Genomic DNA, 25,074 nt, shown 5'->3' with positions numbered 1-25,074 from the left:
TCGCCTAAAAGCTTTCTGAAAGAAAGCTTCTTCGGAAACATAAGCTATCACAAGATTTCTACCTTTATTAAAGGGAATAAAAGAAATCTGGGGATAACAGCGATCGGAAGGTCTTCTGATTTTCGAAGGGTACATGCGTTATTTAGGGCTAGTTCAACTTAAAAAAACAAAAAGAAAAGCATTCTTGTATAAACAAGAACACTTTTCTTCGTAAACAAAGGAAAGCGACACCCGCTGCCGGTACATCATCGGTTTCTGCTTCAGAATCAATCCGAAGTCAGACGCCATCATATGAAATTGTTTGGAATCCGAATGATGAATTAGAATCGTTCGCACCGCATGCATCGAACCTGTCGATCCATCCTATGCTTGTTCCAATATCACATTCGTGATGGCCCACTGCGTGGACGCATCGTAATCCCGTAATACAGCTTCGATTGGCAAACCCATGTGCTGCTCCAACTTCTCCCTGAATTTCTTCTTATACAAGACAGACATGCGGAAGTCCACTTCCAGCTTCAAGCCGGGGGCCTCCCCTTCCAGGGCGTCAGAGCGCGGTGAACGTCGGTGCTTCGCGTAGAAGGTTACAATGTTCTGATCAATGGTCACTCTCAGGAGAGTGGTCCCAAAGCCGAACAGTTCCTTCGAAATTTCGTTATAATACTGGCACATCTTCTTCTTGCTCTCATTGCTGTCCAGCAGTTCCATGAACTCACCCACATCATTTACTACCGTACGTTCGACGTGTTAACACGATTGATTATACATATATCTACGATTTTAGGCAACCCAAAAGATATAGTTAACATGCAAATAACACATAAAAGCGAACGATAGGTATAAACTAGCGAAAACAATTCGTAAATATTCACCGTGAGCGTGCTTAGCGTTACCTGTATCTCTTTTCTCTATTATTCTTGCTTAAAAACCCAATTTTGATACTCGTTCTCTGGATGAAACTCAAAACGACTGAGCATCACCTTTTCCTGATCCGCCTTGAACCGTGGCGTACTTTTTCTTGTAGTAAATGAGACAAAAATCCCACAAAGGACGGTGAGGTCACATAGCCAAGTGAACCTGCATCCGTCCCTTCTGGGACATTATTAATATAAGAAATTATAAAGCCGACGTTGGATGTTGCTGCAATGCCTCTAAACCCAATGCAAGGGCACCGCATAGTCCTGCGTGCTGGCCCAATCCCGGCTGGACAATATATTGATTGATATGTTGCGTTATTGAGGCTGCATTCACATAACCATTCAGATTTCGTACAACCCGCTCCCGGATCATGGGGAACAGATGACTTTGCTGCATCACCCCTCCGCCCAAGATGACCTTTTGCGGGGAATGAAGCAGAATGGCTGTCGTGATGGACTCCGCAATGTAAAAGGATTCGATCTCCCAGGCAGGGTGGTCTGCCGGCAGTTCGCTGCCAGGGCTCTGCCAGCGGGCTTGAATGGCTGGCCCCGCAGCCATGCCCTCCAAGCAATCGCCATGATATGGACATAATCCGGCAAAATGATCCTCCGGGTGCCGTCTCGTCCGGATGTGCCCACCCTCTGGGTGCAGCAATCCATGCACACGTTTACCTCCCGCCACAAGTCCAATCCCAACACCTGTGCCGATTGTATAATACACACAGTTTTCCAATCCCTTTGCTGCTCCCCAAGTGACTTCTCCAAGGGCCGCTGCATTCACATCCGTATCCCATCCGAAGGGAATCGGGAATTCGCGCTTCAATGATCCAATAACATTACAGTTTTCCCACCCTGGCTTGGGCGTTGTTGTAATGTAACCATAGGTGGGGCTATCGGGTTGCAGATCAATCGGACCAAAGGAGCCGATTCCGATTGCGGCTACTCCTTTATCCCTGAAATAGTCAATAACCTTCGCCAGTGTGGTCTGGGGATGTTCCGTTGGAAAGCTGCACCAATCTTCAATTTCCCCTCGCTCGTTACCTACACCACATACAAACTTCGTTCCACCGGCTTCTATTGCTCCTATACGCATCTTACTGTCCCCCCTCGCGATTATTCCGACTGACCTTCAACTCGGATGGGGGATAGCTCGTAGATATGAAGCGAAGAAAATACTACATCCTTATTCTCGGACTGAACAGAGATTCCCTCGGAACCCGCATCCGGATAGATCAGATCCGTAATAACCGCTTGACCGTCATTGGCAAATACCTCTACGGATGAGTAATCCACAAAGATACGCAGATGTTGGTTGCCGTCCACTGCTTTTAATCCAGCTGCATGGCGACCCAGGAAATGTTCATGAAAATCGATAATACCCGATCGACTGCGATCAACATATACCTCATTCTGACGAGCGTCCACGCCGATGAGCGTTTCGTTGTCCGCACCACTTCGTAATGCAAATTGAACAGATTGATCAGAAGGCCATTCCGCATGAATCTCATAGTTTACAAGGCGCAAGGTGTTCAACTGCTCACTCACTTGTCTGATGGAAGCATTCTGTAAGGACAGTACTGGCGTGCGGGCTTGCTCCAACTCGCGTGCAGGACGCTGAACCAGCAGGACTTCGCCGTCCCTTTTCTCCAATGTCAGCTCTCTCGCAATGGTCATCGCGCCGCGGTATGCTTCGGTTGGTGTCTGATTGGCATACATCCAGTTGCTCATCCAGCCCATAAACAGACGTCTGCCGTCTTCGGCCGGAATGTCGGACCAACTGACCCCTGCGTAGTTATCCCGACCATGATCAAGCCAGCGAACGGTATGGGAAGCTTCATCAGGAACAAATGTAATGCCATCAAAATCTCCGGTGAAGTATTGCGTTCTGGAGCCTTCTTTGAAGGCCGGATCTGCACCAATGCTGACGAGCATCACCCATTTCTCCTGGCTCGCATCTCCATCCACGGCCAGCGGGAACAGGTCAGGGCACTCCCATACGCCATCATGCGAACCGATCCCTGCGCCGAATTCACTGCCCAGTGTCCAATCCTTCAGATTGGAGGAATGGTACAGACATACCGTTTGACCACAAGCGATAATCATAATCCATTCCTTGGTCTGTTCATGCCAGAACACTTTGGGATCACGGAAATCCACGAACGACTCATGCTCCAGTACCGGATTGTCCTCGTATTTCATCCATGTTCTGCCGCTATCCTTGCTATATGCGAGGCTCTGAGACTGAACGGGAGGATTGTTTGGCACCTCCTGATGATGGGTGAAAATAGCCACCAGTCCTGGTTCATCGTCAAAGAATCCGGACGTATTGTTCCAGTCCACCACGGCGCTGCCGGAAAATATCATGCCATGCTCATCCGGCGCCAAAGCCACAGGCAGCTCTTCCCAGGTAACCAGGTCCTTGGTCACCGCGTGTCCCCAATGCATCGGTCCCCATGTTGTGCCAAATGGATGATGCTGATAGAACAAGTGATACTCGCCTTTGAAAAATACCATACCGTTGGGGTCATTCATCCAATTTTTCTTGGGCGAGAAGTGATAGGCGCCCCGGTAATCCGTTGTTGAAATGGTAGACATGTTGGTTTACTCCTTTGATTCAAACCGTTGAAGAGGAGACTTGCTTCACTCACGCACCTTAATGCTATGTACGGCAGAGTCTCCTCATCGAGTTTGTTTTATTGGGTATTGCGGTCATATCCCGCTTGTTTAATTTGAAGCCACTCTTGCAAGCCAAGACGATCCAGCTCTTTCAGATAAGCATCCCACTCCTGATCGATCTTTCCGTTCTGATACCATTCCGTGCGCATACGCAGCACATAGGCGAACAGATCGGTCTCAATCGTGGAGAGGCGGTCGAGTTCATCAATCGAGAAGAACACTTTTGGATAGACGTTTTCTGCTTTCATATGTGGAACCATAACTTTGTCAAGCAATTCCATACGCCATGCGGCATCATCCGGTTTGGTCGTGTATTTATCATAGTAACTGTCGAGAATGGCCAGTGGTCCTGATATACTCGTTTTCTGTCTGAGCTCAACAGGTGCAGAGCCTTCCAGCGGAAGATGCTTCAGCATGCCTTTGGCTTCATCGAATTCAAATATATTCTGCTGTGTCTCATCGCCGTAGGTTCCCCAGTTGTTCTGCACGGATTGGAGCGGATCGTACAATTGGTCCACCCACTTCGCCGTGGATTCCAGATTTTTATTGCTGCTCGTAATAACCATACGTCCCCGGTCGAGACCAATACCATTCGTACGTGCAACATTAACCTCTCCATTGGGCCCGGCAACCGGAGGCAGAACATCATAGGTATCATTCATGCCTGTAATGTTGGCCTTATCCCAAGTGAAGTACATGCCATACTTGTTGTCTTTGCCCTTGGCCAGATACGTATTCCAATCCTGCTGATACGCTTCGATGTCCACGAGACCTTCCTGAACCAATTCGTGAATATATTTGACCGCTTCCTTGTAGCCTTCATCAGCTGCCGTGAATACCACTTTTCCATCGTTGGTTACAACCGTGTGATCCGAGTTCTCTCCAAGTCCAAATGCGGCAAAGAGAAATGTCAGATCTTCTCCGCCAGGCTTGTTAATGAAAGACAACGGGATTTCGTCCGCCTTACCATTACCGTTGGGATCCTGGGTTTTGAACGCAATCAGCACTTGTTTCAGCTCTTCGGTCGTCGTTGGCATCTTCAATCCAAGCTTGTTCAGCCACTCCACATTGATCCAGGGCAAGTCATCAACCGCCTGTATGCGCTGCTTGCCACTTCCGAGCTCCTCAATCCAGGGAAAGGAATAAATATGTCCGTCTGGAGCCGTAATCATGCTTTTGTATTCGGGAGCTTCCTCCAGCACCTTTTGCAGATTCGGCATGTATTGCTCAATCAGGTCTTCCAGTGGAATGATGGCCCCGTCCTTCGCCAGTTTCAGCAGATCATAATCCCCATAACCTGCGTCAAAAATAGCATCCGGCAAATCACCGCTGGCTACCGCCAGGTTTCTTTTTTCCGCGAACACATCACTCGTATAGTTCTTCCAGTTGATATGCACATTGGTTTTCTCTTCGAGTCTCTTGTTAATCAGCTTCTCGTTCGGATCAGACGGAGCCAGGGGAGAGCTCTGTGTTATAAAATTCAATGTCACTTTGCCATCAGGTGACTGAGCTTCACTCGCTGCACCGCCTCCTCCCCCGCCACAAGCCGAGAGCAGGAGCATAGCTGACAACATGGAGATGGATGCCGTTGTAGCGGCTTTTCTGGACTTGTTCACTTTTTTCATGATAATGACCTCCGTGGATTATGTTGGATCGAGCGCGCTATATTTCAGGCTGTTCACTATTTGAGTGAACCTACCATGACACCTTTTTCGAAATATTTCTGAAAGAACGGATACATGATGATGAGTGGCAGACTCGAAATGACAATGGCTGAATATTTGATCATTTCCGAGAGCCGTTTCAGTTCTGCCATCGCAAGCTGATCACTGATCATGCCCGGTGCAGCCTGATTCTGAATCAGAATGGAGCGCAGTACGAGTTGTAACGGATGGAGGTTCGGATTATCCAGATAGATCATGGCGTCAAAATAGGAATTCCACTGCCCTACAAACGCGTACAACGCGAGGACAAAAATGATAGGTTTTGATAACGGAATGACGATCTGGAAGAAAATCTTCATCTCGGAGGCGCCATCCACATTGGCGGCTTCTTTCAGTTCTCGCGGTACCCCTTTGAAGAAGGTTCTGGAGAGAATGATGTTCCATACGTTGACTGCGCCTGGGATGATAATGGCCCATACCGTGTCCAGCATGCCGAGATTACGAACAAGCAGATAGGTAGGGATCAAACCGCCACCGAAGAACATCGTGATGATAAATATAATCATGAAAAATCCCCGCCCAGCCAGCCTTTCATCAGACAAGGCATAACCTGCAAATATCGAGACAGTCACCGTTACGAGTGCAAAGGAAACCGAGTACAGCACCGCATTGGCAAACCCTCGAATCATAGCCGGATTGGATAGAATCATCTGATACCCATCCAGACTCCAGTCGGATACATTGAAGGACAATCCCCGATTCAGAAGCACAGTAGGGTCCATAAATGAGGCGATAACGATGTAAATCAAAGGAACGACCACAACCAGTACAGCACAGGTGAGAAAGATGGCGTTCAGTGCGAGGATCAGACGATCCATTCCCGTGTGTTTGACTACCATGGATAATACTCCTTTCCTAATAGAGGCCTTCGCCTTCATTCAATTTCTTCACAATCAGATTCACAGTCACCAGCAAAATGACATTGATGACCGAGTTGAACAATCCCACTGCCGCAGAATAAGCGTAATCTCCGGACTGCAAGCCCACCTTGTAGACATACGTGGCAATGATCTCGGAGGAAGGCAGGTTCATGGACGTCTGCATCAGGTAGGCCTTCTCAAATCCAATCGACATGATTCCGCCAGCGGCAAGAATAAATACGATAGCCATAATCGGACGAATCGTCGGAAGGTCGATGTGGCGTATACGCTGAAGTAGATTGGCTCCATCCAGATTGGCTGCATTGTGAAGTTCCGGATCGACATTGGCCAAAGCAGCGACATAAATGATGGAAGCCCAGCCTGCTCCGGTCCAAATATCCGACAAAATGTAGATCCAGCGGAAATATTCCGGCTCGGACATGAACATAATTGGATGACCGGTAATCCATGTCGCGAATTGGTTAACCGGTCCTGTCGGGGATAGGAAGATGAACAGCATACCCACAACGACAACAACCGATATGAAGTTGGGTGCATACAGAAACAATTGAATATTTTTTTTCACTCCGGCTTTACGTACCTGATTGAGCATAAGAGCAAGTAGAATGGGCACCGGAAAACTGAATATCAACCCCAAAAAGCTCAGTTTAAGCGTATTCATTAAAATGATATCGAAATTGGGTGAAGCTATAAATTTCTCGAAATGCTTTAGTCCTACCCACTCACTGCCCATGATGCCTTTGATTGGACTAAAATCCTTAAATGCGATAATGGCTCCGTACATCGGGATGTATTTGAAGATAAGGGTCAGGATCAGAGCTGGTGCGAGTAACAAATACAAAAAATAATTCTTTTTGAACTGCTGCATCCTGTGACCGGTTGATGTCCTCTCTTTCAACGCCCTTCCAGTACCCTTTTTGGTATCCACCGTGTTATCCAACACATGACCTCCGTTCATTCCTGAAGTTGACAATTGTTTGTAGTAAGGGCTTTCAATATTTACAATTGCTCATTTAATAATTTACAATTTAGCAGGTAATCTAGGCATTAGTCAATACATTTTGTAAAAAAATAATTGTGCATTTGATAACATTTTGTGTATTTTTCGAGTTATGAATGTGCATTAAATGGTATATATAACGTTTGTTTAATTCCCTTAAATCTGTCATTCCCCTTATCATCAGTAGGATACTTCGAACTAATTATCATTTGTAACGAAACTTCTGAATATAAATAATAGCGCATTATCTGAATTAAAAATGTAAACTAAATTGTGCATATGTAAAATTGAGATTGCTATTTGTTTCGATCTATTATACATTTGACTAAGATAATACTATGGACGACCATATGATCATTAGAGGTGAAGCACTAGATGGCAAAAGAAAAGGTTACGATACAGGACATCGCGGATGCTTTGGGCATCTCCCGGAATACAGCTTCCAAAGCCTTGAATGATAGCGGAAACATCCCGGATGAGACACGTAATCGTGTAATTAAAAAAGCAATTGAACTTAAATATAAACAGTTTGCCTATATGGAAAATGAGCATGTTCTAACCAAAGCTCCAAGCAATATCGCCCTGTTAACGGAAAATCTGCCCAATACATCTCACTTTGGTTCAATGTTAATCAGCGGTCTGGAGAAAAGAATCAGCGCAGAGGGGTACAATCTCTCCATTCATATTGTGCGTGAGGTTGATCAGGATTCACTTACACTTCCTAACAATTTTGATATTTCCAACGTAGATGGCATCATCTGCATTGAATTGTTCGATCTGAAATATACGCAGCTTATTACCGATCTGGGAATTCCCACCATCTTCATCGATTGCGCTTCTGACATATGTTTTCCGGAATTCCATGCAGATTTGCTGCTGATGGAGAATGAGCACAGCACGTACCAGTTAACCAGAAAGTTAATTGAGAGCGGTTATAACCATATTGGATTTGCCGGGGATTACAATCATTGCAAAAGCTTTAATGAACGTTGGGTAGGGTATCAGCGGGCCATGCTGGAAGCGGGCCTGCAGGTCGATCCATCCCAGTGCATTGTGGATGATGACCGCCTGTTCTTCTCGAAGCCCGGCTGGCTGAACGAGCGAGTAGCGAAGCTGAAGTCTCTGCCTGATGCGTATGTGTGTGCCAACGACTTTATCGCAGTCGATCTCATCAGAGCTTTGAGAGCGAGGAGTGTTAAAGTGCCGCAGGATATCGTCATATGCGGCTTCGATAACGCACCTGAATCACGGATTATTGAGCCTGCATTAACGACGGTTCATATCTACAGCAACGAAATGGGCATCAAGGCTGCGGAGATGCTGTTATCCCGGATTGATCATCCGTCACAGCCTTATCAAGTCTCGCATATCGTGACCAAACCGATCATACGGGAGTCCACTCCCACACTTATGAATGCCAATCCACAGACCGTTTAACTTATCTCATGAATCTCTAAAGAAATAAATAGCCGTATCTTTCACGAAGAGTAGATCGTGAAGGATACGGCTTTTTTTAAAGGGACTTCTATATCCCCTTTGTATGATGCAGTCACAATATGATGCGAACAGGACGCAGCCTTTAACCAAAACTCGTAGCTCCGTGCTACACGGATGCCTTGGATGCTCCTTTGGCCGAACTTACCTCTGTACGAATCAGATTAAAGATCATAAAGACCAGCACAACGAGTTGTGGAATAAAGGTCTCCCATGTCGGATACATGCCAAGCCAGCCAATCGTTGGCAGACTCGGCACAACATGAGCCCCCAGCGCTGCTGAGACTTGAAGGGAGTGAATACTCTCTCCAAGGAAACGAAATACCAGATAATAAATCAGCAGCGTAGCGGTCAGGAAAAACCATCGTACAGGCAGACGTACACTGAACTGAATAATGGCCACAGCCAATACAATCAGGATGAGCAATGCTGCCCCCATACCGATCAACATCTGCGAGGTATCAATTGCAGGCGCCATGCCAATATAAAAGATCGCAGTCTCCGCACCTTCTCGCAATATGGCGAGTCCCGCCACAGCAAAGAGTGACCACAGACTCCCCCTTGCCAGTGCACCACCTACTTGTCGCTGTACATAACTATTCCAGGAGCGGGTATTCGATTTGCTATGCATCCAATGTCCAACCGTCAACATTAGTACAACGGCTGCAAGCCCCGTATACCCCTCAATCATCTCCCGTGTGCTACCCGATGATGCCACAGCAAGGGTCAGCGACAGTACAACGGCCAGCGCCGCACTAAGCAGCAGACCACTACCGGCACCAGCCCAGATCCAGCGCCGGGCCGCAGTCTCGCCACTTTTCTTGGCATAAGCGAGCAATGCAGCCAGTACCAGAATGGCTTCCAATCCTTCGCGAAGCAGGATCAATGCTGCATCCCATGCCGTGTATGAGGTAGTAGCCGTTAACGGCTCCAGCCGATTGATCATGCGGGTTACAACCTCGGTTGCCTTCGCCGTATTGGGCGGATTGGAGACGACATATCCGGATGCTTCCGCCATTTCATTCTCAATGGCCGTATATGAAGCGGGAGATGATATTTGTACCTGACCTTCAACCAAAGGCCAGGCCACGATAAACTGCTCCAATCCCGTTGCAGCAGAAGTGGTATCCCCGGCTTGAATCTGCTGCTCTATTTGCTCCAGTAATTTCAGCAGGTCGGACAATGAAGAAACACCAGAGGATGCTGACGTATCCTCAACTTCCCCTTCCTTGAGTGTCCCTGCACTGTAGTCCGTGAGCAACGTGACTAGTTCCTGCATACGCTCTGTTGCCTGTTCTTCCTTGCGGGGCTCGGCCTGCATTGAAATACGAACCAGGCTGATGTCTTTTTCCAACTGGCTGTATACGCCAAAATGATCCTGACGGATCGGAGCTTCGGTGCCTTTCCAGGCCGTAACAATCCGTTTATAGGCATGCTCTGCCTGGGTCCAATCGCCCTGTTCCATTGCACTCAGACTTTTACGTGCGTCTGGCAGCAGCCTTTCGGCCGCTTTACGGCCTGCGTCGCTGCTCTCTTCCGCACCCTGAAACGCCTCAATGTACTGATTGGTCGCACGGGCAAGATCCGCCAATGCTTTCTTGGCAGCATCAGAATCATTGCCCGACAGTGCCTGTTCCGCTTTAGACAAAGCTTCAACTACAACGCTGGCGGTCGTCGCAACCTGATCTGCGTTCTGCTCCGGCACCAACGTGCTGGCAGCATCCCACAGTTGCCGGAATTCGGCGACGTCCTCCGTGGCTTCTGCCAGCTTGCCCTGTCCCGCTTCAACCAAGGCGCTGCCCACAGGCGGCAATAGACTATCCAGTTGTTTTTGCACGGACTGCTCATTGTTTTGGAGCCCCTCAGCAGAAGCGTGTGGCATGCCCGGTAAACGAATTACACTGGACCCCACCATCAGAAACACCAGCAGCATCAGCAAGGAGCGCATCAACCTTCCTTTGTGCAGCAGCCGCTTCTGCGCCTTCCGATCTACGATCCTGCTCATCTTTGTCATCCTCCCCATTCCTCTGAAACCGATCAGTGCCATCTAACCTTCTACTAAATCAAGGTGTCCCCAATATATCCGCCATTCGTAATCCCCGGGAAACAGGCAAATACAGCACTGCCTGTGTGCACGGTATATTCGTTCAGCTTGTCGTTCTTTGCCAGTCGTTTCTGAATCGGAATAAACTGCTTCTCCAGGTCCCGTTGATAACTAATGAACAGCAAACCTGCATCCAGCTGTCCGGTCTTGGCATCGAGCCCACTCGAATACGAGTAGGAGCGGCGTAAAATTTGCTGACTGCCATCACCCTTCGCGAGACGCAGATGTGACGTTGCCGGAATGACAGGCTGTCCATCGGCAGACTTGGCCTTCAGATCTACCGGATCGAACTCGCCGCGGCTGCCGAGCGGCGCTCCGCTATCCCGGTGGCGGCCAAATGTCGCCTCCTGGTCTTTCAGTGTGGAGCGGTCCCACACCTCCACACGCATACGAACCCGGCGGACGGCCATATAGCTGCCGCCAGCCATCCATCCCGGACCGTCAGCAGGCTGCGCCCAGACGGTCTGGTCCATCAGCACGGCATCCGTTGTATCCGGATTGCCGGTGCCATCCTTGAAGCCGAGCAAGTTGCGCGGTGTTCCACCCGCAGGGTCAGCTCGGCCCGTGCGCTGGAATCCTTCCTGCGTCCAGCGCAATACCGCATGCCCGCGTGCGATGCGCGCGAGATTGCGGATGGCATGGAAGGCGACCTGCATATCGTCTGCGCAGACTTGCACGCACAGGTCGCCACCACACCACTGCGGGTCCAGCGCATCTCCGGCGAATGCCGGCAGATCGCGCAGGCCCTTGGGCTTCCGGCCCTGCAGCCCGAAGCGCCCGTCAAACAAAGAGGGCCCCACACCAAACGTCAACGTGGTTCGTGACGGTGTCAGGCCTGCCGCTTCGCCCGTATCGGTAGGGGGCGTATTCAGCGTTGTATTATGTTCGCCAATCATTTCTCCGGCGGCCATGGCAGTGGCAGCCGCCGTCCAGTTCTTGAACAGTCGGCGGAGATCATCCGCACTTCCCGCCGTCACATCAAAGGCGGCGAAGCAGATGAAATCCTGAGCCGGGGTGGTGATGCCTGCCTGATGCTTGCCATAGAAGGGCAGGCCCTTGTCTGGCGCGGCCTCTTTCACTACCGCCGAACTGCTTTTGCGGCCCAGCGCCATCAGTCCGCTGGCACCGCCTCCGCCCAAGAGCAGACCCAATCCGGCCACGCCGGTCAGCTTCAGCATTTCACGCCGTGACAACGGCTTTTTCAGCGAATCCTTTTTCTGCTCAGTCATTGTTCTACACTCCCAGTACTTGTCCCATGTTCGACAGTGGCTCAGCCAATGCATCCAGGTTCTGACTCAGCTTCTTCACGTCTTCATCCTTCAGCTTCTCATAGGAAACGTACCCGTCTCCATCCTTGAATGGAGCAAGCTCTTTCTCCAGCGCATCGAATCGGTCCGCAATTTGCTGATTCAGATCCTTGTCTTTGGCAGCCAGATCATCCTTGAGCAGGTTATAAATCTCGCGTGCTCCCTCTACATTCGCTGCAAAATCATACAAATCCGTATGGGAATAACGTTCTTCTTCACCTGTTACCTTGCTGGAGGAAACCTCATTCAGAAGTTCTACCGCACCCGTTACCATCAGACTCGCATCGATATCCATCGTCTCGACTTTAGCACGCAGGAGCTTCGCATCACTTAACAATGTATCCGCAAAGTCAGTCATGCCTTCGGTCGTCTTGTCTTCCCAAAGTGATTTCTCAATCCGGTGGAATCCGCGCCAGTCGGCAGCCTCCACATCTCCGTCACGTGCATCGATATTCGGGTCAAGATCGCCAAGTGCTTCGGCTACCGGTTCAATGCGTTCATAATACATACGAGCTGGTGCATATAATGATCTGGCAGTCTCCAGATCACCAGCTTTCACGGCATCCGTGAACTTCTCCGTTTGCTTCACGAATTCATCGATCTGCTCAATTGCAAACGCGCGATAGCCATCCACTGCGGTTGTATAATCGCTCCCGGTCGCTTCCTGATCTGCTGCATCCGTGGTTTCTGTGGAAGTTTGGTTTTCGCTTTGAGCAACAGGCGTTTCTGCCTGCTTGTCCGAAGCCGCTTCATTATTGCCGCAAGCGGCGAGTAAAACCGAAGTTGCCAGCACAACAGCCGGCAATGTCAATATTTTTTTCAACACGATACACTCCCTATGGTTAGACTGATTTGTCTATACTCGTGCGATTAATATGTCGATGAGTACAAACCCTTGGATTAACGTTCATTTAATGATAATGATTATCAATTTCGGTAATGACATCATAATTCCGGCGCATACTTATGTCAATATGAAAATAAGGGGACCGGTTTAATCATATACTCAGGTGGAAAATACCGGGTATTAATTCCCTTGAAAACATAGACAAACTTCGTCATCAGCCGTTAAAATGAGACAAAATGTCTAGATTACTTTAATTTATCAAATTGGAGGCTCATGCCATGAAATGCCCAGTATGTAATCATGAAAATGGAAATGCCAGTTTTTGCGAGAGGTGCGGCGCTAATCTAGCCCCTTCCTCCCCTACTGCAAATTCCGCTCAGGAGCAACAATCCGCTGCTGCCGAACCTGAATATACCCGTTGGTCGAGCACACAGACGACACCTTCTCACGCTCCCATTTCTCCCAACACACCTTCTGCTCCCAGACCTGTACAACATGTATCCGACTCTTCCAGCACAGAGGGCGCTTCATCTTCAGGAGACAAAAACACCAATCAGTGGAATAACATCGTACAAAATGAGAAGGTTCAGCAAGCCAAAGAAGTAAGCAAACAGTATCTATCCTATTTCCTTAGTGTGCTCACTCGTCCTTATCAAACCATGAAAACCGTTGGTGAACAGCACTCTCTTAACGGCTGGATCACGATGGCTCTGATTGCGGTCCTATCCTCTACATACTTTTTGATTACATTCGGCCGGATGGATATGGACGGATTGTTCATTGGCGGGTTTATCAGACCGCTATTGTTCACCGCCATTTCCTTGATCGTTGCGATCGCATTGATGTATGCCATACTGAAGATTGAGAAAATAATGTTTCGCCCCAAAACGCTGGTTGCCCAGTTTGGATCATTACTAGTTCCCGCTGTAGCGTCGCTCGTTCTGGCGAATCTGTTTATTGTTATCTCGTATTCCATCGCTATCTTCTTCCTCGTTGTCTCGTATTTGATTATCTTTGTATCTCTTAACACGGTGCTGTTCCAGTATCCGCTGAATCGTACGAAGGCAGCCATCGATAGCATGTACAGCGTGTTGATTGCCAATGTTGTATTGTTTTATATTTTATATCGCTTGTTGGCCACAATGATCATGGGATTGATCAGCCTTATGTTCTCTCCATTTGGTCGTATGTAGCATCTAGTTCAAAAGCTCTTACGAAGGCTCTCCTTGCTCATGCGAGGAGGGTCTTCATTTGTTTTCAACGTCAGCAGATTGCACTCGTTGCGTTCCATACACTATAATGTGTAGTGTAAAAGGTATGTCCTTTTTTACGTAAGGATATGAGGTGAGAAACACTCCATGCTTAAATGGAACCTATACCATTGCCATCAACACTACATTATGTAGTGTATGGTTGTGATCATTCATTTTATTAAGAAGGGTAGAGGGAATCGATATGGACATGAATATGAATCATATGCAAATGGAGCACGAGGCAGGCACATCCTACCTATGGCTTATCGTTGGAGCAATCGTTCTATTGTTCTCCATCGCAGCTTATATCTGGACTGCACGCACCCAGAAGTCTGTACTGGCACATATGAAGAAGAATGAACGAGCTGTGATTAAAAAGAAAACCCGATCCATCCGCCTGGGTGCACATGCACTACTGGGGGTGTCGATCATTGCGTTTGTTCTTTTCTTCATGCAGGGCGCACTTACCAAGTATGATGTTGCGGATCTGAATGCCGGTGCTGCGATCGAAGTGACTGACGATAAATACTACGGAGCCGATCATACAGAAGAGCCGATTCAATATGAGATGACCATCCCGACATCGGGGCCTCATAACCCGCATGATATCAAATTTGGATTCTACACCGATTTCCCCGGCTATCCATATCTAGTACATAATCTAGAGCATGGGGATATCATCATTTATTACCGTGAGAATGCAAGTGATGAGCTGAAGGAGCATCTGAAATACCTTGCCAAGTTCCGCAAAGCTGGATCAGGTATTCTCGCTGTACCGAACAAGGACATCCCCGAGGGTAGTGAAGTCGTCGTAACGGCATGGACCAAAACGATGAAGCTGGACCAATTCAATGATGCCAAAGTAGGCACTTTTATTAATAAATATATTAATCAGGGACCTGAGAAGATCCCTGCCTCCATCCGCCAGGGTGGCGGGACGATGTAATGCCCTCTTTGTAGTAACAGCAGCAAATGGTTCCTGCAATCATGGGGAGTCCAAGAGATGAGATATCCATTTATACGTTTCAAACAAGATAAGCTCCTGGATCTACTTGATCCGGGGGCTAATTCTTTATCATGCAGATGCCGATATTTTAAATAGAAATGAAATACATATGTACGTTAGCAAAGAAGGAAACGCAGTTCCAATATGACGATTCATCCAACTTCAATATAAGAATTCATAGTTTTATATATCAAGGAGGAACATTTCTACTAATGAACAGTTTGTTTATGCGTATCTTTTTATTTTTTTCCTGTCTGATGCTGGCGGCAGGAGCCGTTCTTGGCATTACCATGTATCGCTCATCTGCACAGCTGGTTGAACAATCGATGGGCATGCAGGCACAGGCTGTTGCCGAACGAGCAGCGCAATCCATCGACACCTCCCTGTATGCGCCGCTTAGTACAGGACAGGATCAAACCGAGTATTACGATACATTGCGCGAACAACTCAGCCAGCTTCGTCAGGCCAATGGATTGAAGTATCTATACACGCTTGGTAAGCGTGAAGATAACGGAGCCGCATCGTATTATTACGTGGTGGATGGCGCTGCTCCGGATGTGGAAGAGGATGATTTCTCTCCCTACGGGTCCCCAGAAGAGAACCACTATGCGGGAATGCTGCAAGCCTTTGCACAAAACGAACCTTTCCGGGGCGATCTGACCCAGGATGAATACGGCGCAACGATTACAGCCTATGTACCAATTCACGGGGCTAATGGGGAACTGCTTGGTCTGGTTGGCGCCGACCTCGACTCCACCGCCGTCTACGAGTTAATGACACGCAATCGGATGACCATGATCTGGACTGCCCTTGCCATCGTATTACTCAGCGTGCTGCTGGTCTATGGATTTGCTCATTATTTGACCCGTCCTCTCGTGAAACTGAAGAAGATCATTGCTGAGGTAGGCAAAGGTGATCTGACCGTCGATGTCGAGCTTGGACGGAAGGATGAGGTCGGACAACTGGCTTCGGAGTTCAAACATCTGGTCACGGATACAAGAGATGTCATGACAGGCATCCGCAAAAGCTCCGATTCCCTGCTGCAAGCAGCCGAAGGGGTATCCAGACACTCGCAGGCGACAGTGGAAGCCAGCCAGCGCATTGCCGAGCACACAGACCACACAGCCAAAGGCGCTGCGGAGCAGGTTGCACGGGCAGGCGAAGTTACTGTAGCGATGGAGGAAATTACACGCAGCATGCAGCATATTGCGAATTCATCTTCCATGGTGGCTGATGTATCCGAGGAGACGACCCATAACGCGATACAGGGCCAGACCAACATCAACACCGCGATTGACCGCATGGACAAAATCCATCAGGCCAACACCCAGATGGAAGCATCTACCTCCCAGCTTGCGCAATACTCCAGCAAAATTGAATCGGTAGCCCACATGATGAAGGGCATCGCTTCTCAGACCAGTCTGCTGGCATTAAATGCAAGCATTGAAGCTGCTCGGGCCGGGGAACATGGCAGCGGATTCGCCGTTGTTGCTTCCGAGGTTCGGAAGCTTGCGGGGGAATCAGAGCAATCGTCCCAGCATGTGACTGAACTGATCGCCGAAATGACGAGACAGACTGCCGTTTTATCTTCGCATATGTCGGCCAGTACCTCAGAAGTTCAAGCCGGTCTTGCTGTTGTTCAGGAAGCAGGACGTTCATTCACGTCCATTCATTCCGGCATTGAGACGATGAATGAACGCCTGCACGAAGTGTCCGCCGCTTCCGAACAGCTCTCCGCCAGTGCAGAAGAAGTATCCGCTTCCGTTGAGGATATGGAACATATCTCGCGCAAGTCCTCTTCCAGCATTCAGGAAGTATCGGCTGCAACTGACGGGCAACTTCAATCGATGGATGAGATGAGTACGTCCGCGGAATCCCTTCGTGTGTTGTCTAGTGAATTGAACGGGTTGATAAGCCGATTCAAAATATAAATCCGATTGCAGATGGGCATTCCATGGGAGCCCACCGGATGAATACAAAAAAGCCGCAAGGCAGGGAACGGAAACATGGGGTCTACCCCATTCCTGTTCACTCTGCCTGCGGCTTTTTATTGTTCTACCTTTAATGGAGGCTGGCCTCGCGGCTGCCTGAATTAATAACGCTGCGGAGCAGCTTTTTTGCCCAAATCCGTCATGTATGTGAAGAACGCTTCTGGATCGGTATCATACACGAGTTGTACTGGACGTCCGTCTGCTTGTTCCACCGTACGGCCTTGGCTTGGACCATCCGGGATCACAATACAGTTCACCGTTTTCTTCTTCACGATGTCTTCACGTCCAACGGAAGCCGTAGTCAACACATCCCACAGATAGTACGTGGAATTCGTTTCACTGTACACCAGTGGCGGACATCCTGCGTAACAGTTACCCAGGAAGTCAACGCCTTCAAAGCGGCGCTCTGCAGCCCAACGGTTACGTACAGCAGGTGTCAGAGGCACTTTGTTTGTGCTTTCCAGGGCTACCAGATCAATCTGGATACCGCTCTGCCATACACGGTAAGCCGCTTCCGGGTCCCAGAATACGTTCCATTCTGCTGTACCATCATGCTCAGGCTCTTCAACGTTCCCTCTTTCGAACGTACCACCCATCCACACGAGCTTGTCGATTTTCTCTTCAATGTCTGGTGCTTCGTCCAGTGCACGCGCGAGGTCAGTCAGCGGCCCTGTGAACAGGAGCAGCGTTTTTCCTTCGGTGTTGCGCACTTTCTCAATCAGATGCTGATGAGCCGGAACGGCAGACAAAGGAGCTTCCATTTTGCCGGACTCGTTCAGTACTGGAAGTGCATCTACATAGAAGGAGTGCAATCTCCACGCCGCAGGAAACGGATTCTTCCCTCTGGAGTTGGATTTCGCTACCTCTACGGAATATGTGCCGAAGCGATCGATAATTTTACGGCTGGCATCTGTAGCTGGCTCCAGATATCCATCTGCCGGAATAACCGATACACCGGTTACATTTACATTGTCCATTTGCAGAAGCATGAACAGCGATACGAGGTCATCCACGCCGCCGTCATGGTTAAAGTACACATTAAGTTGGTTCGTCATGCTTGTTTTCATCCTTCCCCCTGGTTGTCCCATTGATGTTCATCCCGTCCGTCTGCCTGTGGCTGACGTTACCTCTATTATGTCCCAAAACCCTTGGCCACGTAAACCTTCCTCGCACAAAGAAAATAGCGACCAGTTCTGTTTCTGCTGATATTTTACAGTTCCCCCATTCCATCTCAGCATTTGCCCGAAGCAGCCTGCACTCCAATAGGAAAATGAAAAAAAACAAGGACAGTGGGCTAGAGGCCCCACTGTCCTTGTCTGAATCTATCCATCGATTACATGGATTGTTTTTGTTTCTCTTTGGCTTTCTCTGCAACAGGCACATACTTGCCTGGCCAGAAAGCCCATTTGCCCAGCAACGTTGTAATGGCTGGCACCATGAACGGTCGAACAAGGAACGTATCGAGCAAGACACCCGCAGCCGTGATAATACCGAACTGCACCAGCACCTGTATAGGCAGTGTTGCCAGCACGGCAAACGTACCTGCGAGAATCAGACCTGCGGAAGTAATAACAGATCCGGTTTCACCCACACCTTCCTTGATCGCTTGGCGAAGTGGCATCGTTTTGCGTTTTTGCCAGATGCTTGAGATCATGAAGATGTTGTAGTCCTCACCCAGCGCCACAAGGAATACGAAGGAATACAGCGGAATCGCTCCCTGAATGGCGTCTGCTCCCAATCCATAGTGAATAATGAGCCAACCCAGGCCCAATGCAGAGAAGTAGGATAGTACTACTGTCGCGATCAGATACGCCGTCGCTACGACGGAACGCAGGTATAACAGCAGCAGCAATGTGATCATTCCGATCACCACTGGAATAATGATGCTGGCATCCCGCTCTCCAGTGACTTCGATATCATACTGCTCAGCCGTCTGACCGTCGATCCAGACATGGCTGTCCACGCTTGTTATTCCAGCATCTTTCAATGCCTGTTCAGCCGTTGCCCGCAGATCCGGGATATGCTGCATCGCCTCCATAGAGTATGGATTCAGATTGAATTCCACATCGTAAGCGGTGATGTTTGCATTCTCAGCACCCTGCTGCGCTTCACCTACCTTGCTTACGTAATCCAGCGATTCCAGGCGTTGTTTCAGATCTGTCTGGCTGCCTTCTGTATCGATAATCACTTTCGCCGGAGCGAGTTCACCTTCCGAGAACTGTTCTCCAATGACTTTGAAACCTTCACGAGAAGCAACATTCTCCGGGAAGGATGATAGCAAGTCATACGTGAATTTAATTTGGCTAGAGAAAGCAGCCAGTCCACCCAACAACACCAGTGTAATCGCCAGTACTGTCCACGGTTTGGTTACTACTGTACGGCCAATCCAGCTTTCCTTGATTTTACGCGGAGCAGGCGCTGGTTTGCCTTTTTTCTTCGAACGTTCTACTTCCATATCATGCGTACGCGGTACAAACGGGTAGAATGAACCCCGACCGAAGATCGCGAGCAAAGCCGGAACCAGCGTCAGGCTCGCAATAAACATGATGAAGATGGATAAACTGAATGGTACGGCAAAACGGTGATAGGCACCATATTCTGCGAACAGCAGTACAAGCAATGCTGCAACAACTGTAAATCCACTCATGGCAATCGCACCGGACGATCCGGTAATCGCCTGGAAGAGTGCTTTCTTTTTATCCGGCTCATGATAGAGAACTTGACGGAATCTGGAGATCATGAACAGGCAATAGTCCGTTCCTGCACCGAACAACAGCACCGTCATAATAGAGATGGACTGCGCGTCCACTGTAATCCATCCCTGATCCGCCATAAATCCGAGAATCGGACTAGTGACCATATAAGCGAACCCAACTGCAATAATCGGGATAATCGCCAGTACGGGCGAACGGTAGATCAACAGCAACAGCACAAGTACCAGTACAACCGTTGCAATCAGCAAGGATACATCCGCAGATGAGAACAGCCCACTTGCATCAATCGATATCCCCACCGGACCTGTAACCCGTGCACTTAGTGCGCTCGCATCATCAATGGCAACATCAAATGGGTCTGAGCCAAAAATATCTTTCGTTTTCTGCTCCAGCGCTTCAATGCCTTCTTTCAACTGTGACGAATCAGCTTCCTGATTGAAAAAGAGCGGCATAACCAAGGTGCTTCCGTCTTCCGAAAGCTGACCTTTCAGAGCCTCAGGCGGCAACTGATATAGTGGTACCACAGATTGCTGCTGCTCCACCGGATCTTGATCCAGTCGCTCGGTTAACGCCTGAATGTTCTTAATCTGTTCATCCGTCAGCCCGCCGGCTTGACGCCATACGATAAGAGCGGGAACACCTTCGCCGCCGGGAAATTCTTTCTGGGCAACTGCTGCCGCCTGCACCGAGGGCTTGGAATCACTCAGATCCTGCGCGTTATTCGTTTCACGGTCACCAACAGCAGGCCACACCACACCAAGAACAACCGCGATGATGATCCATACCAACAGTGTAATCCATTTGCTTCGTTTGCCGGCAACCCAGCGGCCGTAGCCCGAACCTTCTTGCATTGTCTCTTCATCTCCCTATTTTGGTTCTATGAAGCCGTTTTTATGTGATAAATATAGAAATGAACCACGGGTCATAGTATAATTGACTTAATTATATATACCGGAAGGTTAATATTGCAAATACTAATTTTGTGAACACTTTTGTACAGCCAACATGAATAAGTAAAGAGGTATGCAACCATGAGCAAAAAAACGAACCCTCCCCGCTCGCCGGGCAGGCCCAAAGCTGGTGCTGATCAGGCTTCAGCCCAGTCAAAAATACTAATGACCGCCTCGCGGCTATTTATGGAATACGGGTATGAGCCCGTCTCTCTCCAGCAAATCGCCTCGCTATGCGGCGTAACCAAAGCATCGATCTATTATCATTTTTCCAGCAAACCGCAGCTATTCACCGTCGCCATCACCAGTATGATGGCTATGGGCATGCAGCAAACAGCTCTCCGTATGGATGCACCAGGTACATTACAAGAGCGGTTGGAGAAAGTTGCGGAAGGACGGATGCAACAATCCCACGTCGATACCGAGACCATGATGCGTGAAGCCAATACCTATCTGGATGCAGATCAGCTGGCCCAGATCCGTGAAGCCGAAGTCCGCATCTATGAAGTCCTCGCCACCCACTTTAAGCGGGAGATGGACAACGGTTATTTGCGATCTGCCAATCCGATGCTGCTTGCCCATGCGTTTACGTCCTTGCTGATGCTGGCAAACCGCGAAGGCGTGCGCGACATGCATGCAACGATTGCCGATCTGGCACATGAGCTGGTAGCTTTATTTTTGGACGGAGCCGCTCACAAGGCGTAAAGATCTCTCCATGCTTTTGCCAATACGGCGATACCCGGTCCAATGCGTTCTGCTTCAATACCAGCAAACCCTATAATGAATTCACTTTTGCCATCTGCTGGTTCATTCCCATCCGTCCACAAGTATTCTGTTGAACTAATCTGTATACCAGCGCTTAACGCCGCAGCCACCAGCTCCGCGGCTGTTTGTGTTGAACCAATTCTGAGCACCAGATGGAATCCGGCATTCTGACCCATTATCTCAACCTTTTCTCCAAAATACTGTCGAATTGCCTGAATAATTAAGTCATGTTTGCGTTTATAAACGTTACGCATTTTACGAATGTGTTTACCCAATTCTCCCTCATGCATAAACATTTCCAACGTGCGCTGATGAAGACGTGAAGCTGACTGTTCAAACAGAATCATCTTGTACATCTCCCGAAAGGATATCATTAGCTCCTTGGGTAGTACCATATAATGAACACAAAGAGCAGGCGCAAGAACTTGGGAAAATCCGCCCATATAAATCACCCTGCTGCCCTCTCGCAAACCCTGCATGGAAGGAATAGGTCGTCCATGATAACGAAATTCGCCGTCATAATCATCCTCAATAATGTATGCCCCCGTTCGCTCCGCCCAATCCAGTAAAGCCAATCTTCTGGCAATGGGCATGGTCATGCCCAGAGGGAATTGGTGCGAGGGTGAGACACTTATTATTTCCACTCCCAAACGATCCAGATCTGATATATCTAATCCTGCATCATCTAGGGAGATAGGAACCACCTGATAACCATAATTTCGGAATGTACCCGGCAGCAGCCGATAGCCCGGGTTTTCTACCCCAATGGATTGTAGTCCATTCGCGTGAGTTAACGTCTGCACAAGCAAACACATTAATAAGTGCTGCTCTGCACCCAATACTACCTGCTCTGGAGAACAGTTTACGCCCCTGAACTGTCCAAGATAACGGGCAATTTCACATCGGAGGCCCCACTCGCCCTGTGGATCTCCGTAGAACAATAATTCCTCTGCCTCTTCACGCCAGATCCGGTTCGCATACTGGTGCCACTTGCCAAACGGGAACAGACTGAATTCATTGCGTGACATGTGAAAATCAAATTCGATCACTTTTGTTGGACGAATTGCATTTCGCTCTATTTTACGTTCATGAAGGTGGTATTCATGAATTTGCATATCCTTTTGCTCGGTTCTCACCGGAATTTGAATTTCACTATAACGATCCGTGATGGGACGTACCCGATATCCTCTTCGCGGCTGACTGTATACATAACCTTCAGCGATTAATTGTTGGTATGCCCATTCTACCGGAGTTGTACTTATGCCCAGCATCTCGGCCAACTTGCGTACAGAAGGCAATTTGCTATGTTCCACCAGTTTCCTCTGAATGATTTCCTTTTTGACGTGATCCGAGAGCTGTACGTAGATTGGGATGTTGTCGTTTATCTCCAGTTTCGGTAATTTATTCATGACTTGCACCTCATCTGTCCTGTTGAATTTATCCAAACTGTATATTTGGAAGTATACAGTATTCAGCTATACTCATGGCATGACGACTTGAACTCACAGGAGGAATAACCCATGTCTCAACCAACACCATCCACACGCATCCCACGTCTGTTGGAAACGAAGCGCATCTATCTGCGTCCATTTGAATCGACTGACGTTGATACCTATTTCCCCGGATTGTTTGACGCCGAGATGCGCAGACTTACTGGAACACAAAACAGCTTCACCCGTACCCAAGTAGAACGTTACATCGAAAACGCGGCCCAGGATGACTCACGCCTGATGCTGCTGATTGCCTTGCAGGAGAATGACCAGGTCATCGGAGAGATTGCCCTGATGGATATGCATACCAAAAATCGCAGTGCGCACATCCGAATCGCCATTGATCATACAGAGCATCAAGGAAAAGGATATGGCAGCGAGGCATTGCTGCTTATGCTGCATTATGGTTTCGGTATCTGCAATCTGCACCGAATCGAGCTTGAAGTGTATGCCTTCAATCAACGTGCGATTCGTACATATGAGAAACTAGGATTTCAACGTGAAGGTTTACGGCGAGATGCCTTGTATTACAATCATCAATATCACGATTCCATTCAGATGAGCATGCTGGAGAATGAATTCCGAGAGCGGCATGTCAGCATACTTGGATAACGAAGACTACGTGCTACCGGGAGGGAATCTCTTCCGGTTGGTTTACGTTCCCGGCAAATAACCATGCTCCAGTGGATTTATCCACTACAGTAACCATAAATGGACGATTGACCTCCATCTTGATTGGATCAGTTGGCGGTGCACTTCCGGCCTGCATCTCTACCAGCGTTGAAGCAGCAGCTACAGTTCCTTGTTCGCTCACTTCCATCACGGCACGATGCAGTACCTGACCAATGTATGCTTGCAAGTTCGGCCCGGGAGAAATCATTTCCGTGAAATTGGCGGCATACCGATCAAAGGCCATTTCCATCCCCATCTGCTGCAACGTTTCTTTCAGGTTCATTCCATACTCTACACGAAAACGTGGCAAAGACAGCTCAACTAAGCTATATTCGGAGCCACGATCAAGCCGTTTTGGGTCATCCAGCAACTGCTGCTGAACCTCATCCAGCGTACGCCCCTCTCGTGGTAAAACGACAAGCAGATGCATCTGGCCATCTCCGTAAGGCAGCCTCACCGCCTGCCAAGCCTCATTCTCCGAGTATTGGAACTGCTTTGTCTGATGCATCATCCGCACAGATAATGCCTTTCCATTTGCCAGCTTAAACTCATCATCCGTCGTGTACTCCGGGTCAAACTCAGCCATCCAGTTTCCATCAAATGCAATGGCATTCACAAGAATCATCAGGGTTTCCTTTGCAGGTGGCTCCTGCATCAAGTTTGGAATCATACCTTCGGTGTGCTGCTTCACCCATTGATTGATCTCTTCCGTTGCTTGTGCTGGTTGTCCATTGAGTGTCCTGATTTCGGCTTCATACGTTTGCTGTACGGCTGTTTGGTACGTTTCCTCTACCGGAATTCGGTCCTTTACCCACATGGAGTTCGCAATACCGATCTGTATTCCTTTTCCCGGATGGGTCAACAACTGCTGCAAAGCCGCTTGAGAAGCATTTACTCGTTCCATTTCTAGCCCCGACCAGCCCATGACCTCTGCCATCTCTCGCCTAGTCTCACCTACGCTACCGTTATATGCCATGCCAATCGCTGCCGCAATGCTATAAGGAGAGATGAGCAGATTATTCCCATCAGTCTTCTCTTTTGCGCCCATCTGTTGAAGGATGTGCAGTCCCATGGTGTTCATGGATTGGATTGTTTCAGGTTCGATCTCTTTCAGAGCAGCTTTTCGTTCTGACTCGGACAGCTCCTGATTCGAATTGAATTGCATCTTGTTCGGGTCCCCCTTTGCTGAACAGCTCGTAATGATCAGCCCACTTATACAGCATAATAACAGTAGTACTCCTAACCGTGCATGCATCGTAATCCCCCCTCATCCGTAATACTCA

At 48.7% G+C, this 25,074-nt stretch carries 19 protein-coding genes; 6 read left to right on the top strand and 13 right to left on the bottom strand.

Annotation, left to right across the window (positions count from 1 at the left end; genetic code table 11):
• Positions 1 to 363: 363 nt before the first annotated feature.
• The 6 genes from CRO25_RS14855 to CRO25_RS14830 all read right to left on the bottom strand — a co-directional run bounded on the left by CRO25_RS14855 (position 364) and on the right by CRO25_RS14830 (position 7,066).
• On the bottom strand, positions 364 to 708 hold the full coding sequence (locus CRO25_RS14855; RefSeq protein ID WP_024632855.1) for a Na-translocating system protein MpsC family protein: 345 nt from the start codon (positions 706 to 708) through the stop codon (positions 364 to 366).
• A gap of 408 nt (positions 709 to 1,116) precedes the next feature.
• Positions 1,117 to 2,010, bottom strand: coding sequence for an ROK family protein (locus CRO25_RS14850; protein WP_079695534.1), 894 nt, complete (start codon positions 2,008 to 2,010; stop codon positions 1,117 to 1,119).
• A gap of 20 nt (positions 2,011 to 2,030) precedes the next feature.
• Complete coding sequence (locus CRO25_RS14845; protein ID WP_079695533.1) at positions 2,031 to 3,512, bottom strand: glycoside hydrolase family 32 protein; 1,482 nt, start codon at positions 3,510 to 3,512, stop codon at positions 2,031 to 2,033.
• Between the two features lie 98 nt (positions 3,513 to 3,610).
• On the bottom strand, positions 3,611 to 5,218 hold the full coding sequence (locus CRO25_RS14840) for an ABC transporter substrate-binding protein (RefSeq protein WP_079695532.1): 1,608 nt from the start codon (positions 5,216 to 5,218) through the stop codon (positions 3,611 to 3,613).
• A gap of 56 nt (positions 5,219 to 5,274) precedes the next feature.
• Positions 5,275 to 6,156 carry a carbohydrate ABC transporter permease gene (locus tag CRO25_RS14835; RefSeq protein ID WP_079695531.1) on the bottom strand — a complete coding sequence of 294 codons (882 nt, stop codon included), beginning with the start codon at positions 6,154 to 6,156 and terminating at the stop codon, positions 5,275 to 5,277.
• A 16-nt stretch (positions 6,157 to 6,172) separates the two neighbouring features.
• A complete protein-coding gene (locus CRO25_RS14830) occupies positions 6,173 to 7,066 on the bottom strand; it encodes a sugar ABC transporter permease (RefSeq protein ID WP_240321538.1) in 894 nt (297 codons plus the stop codon).
• Positions 7,067 to 7,573: 507 nt separating this feature from the next.
• On the opposite strand from CRO25_RS14830, the gene CRO25_RS14825 reads away from it, so the two are divergent.
• The gene (locus tag CRO25_RS14825) at positions 7,574 to 8,635 is read left to right on the top strand and encodes a LacI family DNA-binding transcriptional regulator (protein ID WP_079695530.1); all 1,062 of its coding nucleotides are present in this window, start codon (positions 7,574 to 7,576) and stop codon (positions 8,633 to 8,635) included.
• 166 nt (positions 8,636 to 8,801) lie between these two features.
• On the opposite strand, the gene CRO25_RS14820 is transcribed toward CRO25_RS14825, so the two are convergent.
• Genes CRO25_RS14820 through efeO form a run of 3 tightly spaced genes read right to left on the bottom strand, consistent with a single transcriptional unit; the run spans position 8,802 to position 12,926 of the window.
• Complete coding sequence (locus tag CRO25_RS14820) at positions 8,802 to 10,697, bottom strand: FTR1 family protein (RefSeq protein ID WP_256863654.1); 1,896 nt, start codon at positions 10,695 to 10,697, stop codon at positions 8,802 to 8,804.
• A gap of 53 nt (positions 10,698 to 10,750) precedes the next feature.
• On the bottom strand, positions 10,751 to 12,025 hold the full coding sequence (gene efeB, locus CRO25_RS14815; protein ID WP_079695528.1) for an iron uptake transporter deferrochelatase/peroxidase subunit: 1,275 nt from the start codon (positions 12,023 to 12,025) through the stop codon (positions 10,751 to 10,753).
• A gap of 4 nt (positions 12,026 to 12,029) precedes the next feature.
• Positions 12,030 to 12,926: an iron uptake system protein EfeO gene (gene efeO / locus CRO25_RS14810; protein WP_079695526.1), complete on the bottom strand. Its 897-nt coding sequence runs from the start codon at positions 12,924 to 12,926 to the stop codon at positions 12,030 to 12,032.
• A gap of 302 nt (positions 12,927 to 13,228) precedes the next feature.
• Here efeO and CRO25_RS14805 point away from each other — a divergent pair, with 302 nt between their 5' ends.
• The 3 genes from CRO25_RS14805 to CRO25_RS14795 all read left to right on the top strand — a co-directional run bounded on the left by CRO25_RS14805 (position 13,229) and on the right by CRO25_RS14795 (position 17,140).
• Positions 13,229 to 14,143, top strand: coding sequence for a zinc ribbon domain-containing protein (locus CRO25_RS14805; protein WP_079695524.1), 915 nt, complete (start codon positions 13,229 to 13,231; stop codon positions 14,141 to 14,143).
• A gap of 268 nt (positions 14,144 to 14,411) precedes the next feature.
• Positions 14,412 to 15,149, top strand: a complete 738-nt coding sequence (locus tag CRO25_RS14800; protein ID WP_179800940.1) for a DUF3105 domain-containing protein — start codon at positions 14,412 to 14,414, stop codon at positions 15,147 to 15,149.
• Between the two features lie 272 nt (positions 15,150 to 15,421).
• Entirely contained in the window at positions 15,422 to 17,140 is a 1,719-nt protein-coding gene (locus tag CRO25_RS14795; protein ID WP_079695522.1) for a methyl-accepting chemotaxis protein, read from the top strand.
• A 161-nt stretch (positions 17,141 to 17,301) separates the two neighbouring features.
• Here the strand turns inward: CRO25_RS14795 and CRO25_RS14790 are convergent, their stop codons facing one another.
• Together CRO25_RS14790 and CRO25_RS14785 are read right to left on the bottom strand one after the other, a co-directional pair.
• On the bottom strand, positions 17,302 to 18,255 hold the full coding sequence (locus CRO25_RS14790) for a nucleoside hydrolase (protein ID WP_063567354.1): 954 nt from the start codon (positions 18,253 to 18,255) through the stop codon (positions 17,302 to 17,304).
• Between the two features lie 278 nt (positions 18,256 to 18,533).
• Positions 18,534 to 20,765 (bottom strand): MMPL family transporter, encoded by a 2,232-nt coding sequence (locus CRO25_RS14785; protein ID WP_079695521.1) that lies wholly within the window; start codon positions 20,763 to 20,765, stop codon positions 18,534 to 18,536.
• A gap of 180 nt (positions 20,766 to 20,945) precedes the next feature.
• Between CRO25_RS14785 and CRO25_RS14780 the strand changes: the two genes are divergently transcribed.
• Positions 20,946 to 21,569, top strand: coding sequence for a TetR/AcrR family transcriptional regulator (locus CRO25_RS14780; RefSeq protein WP_064641773.1), 624 nt, complete (start codon positions 20,946 to 20,948; stop codon positions 21,567 to 21,569).
• Here the strand turns inward: CRO25_RS14780 and CRO25_RS14775 are convergent.
• A complete protein-coding gene (locus CRO25_RS14775; RefSeq protein WP_079695520.1) occupies positions 21,557 to 23,038 on the bottom strand; it encodes a PLP-dependent aminotransferase family protein in 1,482 nt (493 codons plus the stop codon). The genes CRO25_RS14780 and CRO25_RS14775 overlap by 13 nt on opposite strands.
• Positions 23,039 to 23,149: 111 nt before the next feature.
• Here CRO25_RS14775 and CRO25_RS14770 point away from each other — a divergent pair, with 111 nt between their 5' ends.
• Complete coding sequence (locus tag CRO25_RS14770; protein WP_079695519.1) at positions 23,150 to 23,731, top strand: GNAT family N-acetyltransferase; 582 nt, start codon at positions 23,150 to 23,152, stop codon at positions 23,729 to 23,731.
• 13 nt (positions 23,732 to 23,744) lie between these two features.
• Here CRO25_RS14770 and CRO25_RS14765 read toward each other — a convergent pair whose 3' ends face one another.
• The gene (locus CRO25_RS14765) at positions 23,745 to 25,046 is read right to left on the bottom strand and encodes a serpin family protein (RefSeq protein ID WP_079695518.1); all 1,302 of its coding nucleotides are present in this window, start codon (positions 25,044 to 25,046) and stop codon (positions 23,745 to 23,747) included.
• Positions 25,047 to 25,074 lie beyond the last annotated feature (28 nt).

Source organism: Paenibacillus sp. RU5M (genome assembly GCF_900221055.1).
In the GTDB taxonomy this organism is placed as follows: Bacteria; Bacillota; Bacilli; order Paenibacillales; family Paenibacillaceae; genus Paenibacillus; species Paenibacillus marchantiae.
Note: the sequence above shows the minus strand (reverse complement) of the source record. Positions and strands in the feature narration are given on the sequence as shown.

What these genes read in the sequence shown, in the direction of transcription:
- CRO25_RS14850 (WP_079695534.1), bottom strand. Translation starts at nt 2,010, where the DNA reads ATGCGTATAGGAGCAATAGAAGCCGGTGGAACGAAGTTTGTATGTGGT.
- CRO25_RS14795 (WP_079695522.1), top strand. Translation starts at nt 15,422, where the DNA reads ATGAACAGTTTGTTTATGCGTATCTTTTTATTTTTTTCCTGTCTGATG.
- CRO25_RS14825 (WP_079695530.1), top strand. Translation starts at nt 7,574, where the DNA reads ATGGCAAAAGAAAAGGTTACGATACAGGACATCGCGGATGCTTTGGGC.
- CRO25_RS14805 (WP_079695524.1), top strand. Translation starts at nt 13,229, where the DNA reads ATGAAATGCCCAGTATGTAATCATGAAAATGGAAATGCCAGTTTTTGC.
- CRO25_RS14765 (WP_079695518.1), bottom strand. Translation starts at nt 25,046, where the DNA reads ATGCATGCACGGTTAGGAGTACTACTGTTATTATGCTGTATAAGTGGG.
- CRO25_RS14780 (WP_064641773.1), top strand. Translation starts at nt 20,946, where the DNA reads ATGAGCAAAAAAACGAACCCTCCCCGCTCGCCGGGCAGGCCCAAAGCT.
- CRO25_RS14820 (WP_256863654.1), bottom strand. Translation starts at nt 10,697, where the DNA reads ATGAGCAGGATCGTAGATCGGAAGGCGCAGAAGCGGCTGCTGCACAAA.
- CRO25_RS14855 (WP_024632855.1), bottom strand. Translation starts at nt 708, where the DNA reads ATGGAACTGCTGGACAGCAATGAGAGCAAGAAGAAGATGTGCCAGTAT.
- CRO25_RS14770 (WP_079695519.1), top strand. Translation starts at nt 23,150, where the DNA reads ATGTCTCAACCAACACCATCCACACGCATCCCACGTCTGTTGGAAACG.
- CRO25_RS14775 (WP_079695520.1), bottom strand. Translation starts at nt 23,038, where the DNA reads ATGAATAAATTACCGAAACTGGAGATAAACGACAACATCCCAATCTAC.
- CRO25_RS14830 (WP_240321538.1), bottom strand. Translation starts at nt 7,066, where the DNA reads ATGCAGCAGTTCAAAAAGAATTATTTTTTGTATTTGTTACTCGCACCA.
- CRO25_RS14785 (WP_079695521.1), bottom strand. Translation starts at nt 20,765, where the DNA reads ATGCAAGAAGGTTCGGGCTACGGCCGCTGGGTTGCCGGCAAACGAAGC.
- CRO25_RS14840 (WP_079695532.1), bottom strand. Translation starts at nt 5,218, where the DNA reads ATGAAAAAAGTGAACAAGTCCAGAAAAGCCGCTACAACGGCATCCATC.
- efeB (WP_079695528.1), bottom strand. Translation starts at nt 12,025, where the DNA reads ATGACTGAGCAGAAAAAGGATTCGCTGAAAAAGCCGTTGTCACGGCGT.
- CRO25_RS14800 (WP_179800940.1), top strand. Translation starts at nt 14,412, where the DNA reads ATGAATATGAATCATATGCAAATGGAGCACGAGGCAGGCACATCCTAC.
- CRO25_RS14835 (WP_079695531.1), bottom strand. Translation starts at nt 6,156, where the DNA reads ATGGTAGTCAAACACACGGGAATGGATCGTCTGATCCTCGCACTGAAC.
- CRO25_RS14845 (WP_079695533.1), bottom strand. Translation starts at nt 3,512, where the DNA reads ATGTCTACCATTTCAACAACGGATTACCGGGGCGCCTATCACTTCTCG.
- CRO25_RS14790 (WP_063567354.1), bottom strand. Translation starts at nt 18,255, where the DNA reads ATGACGAACCAACTTAATGTGTACTTTAACCATGACGGCGGCGTGGAT.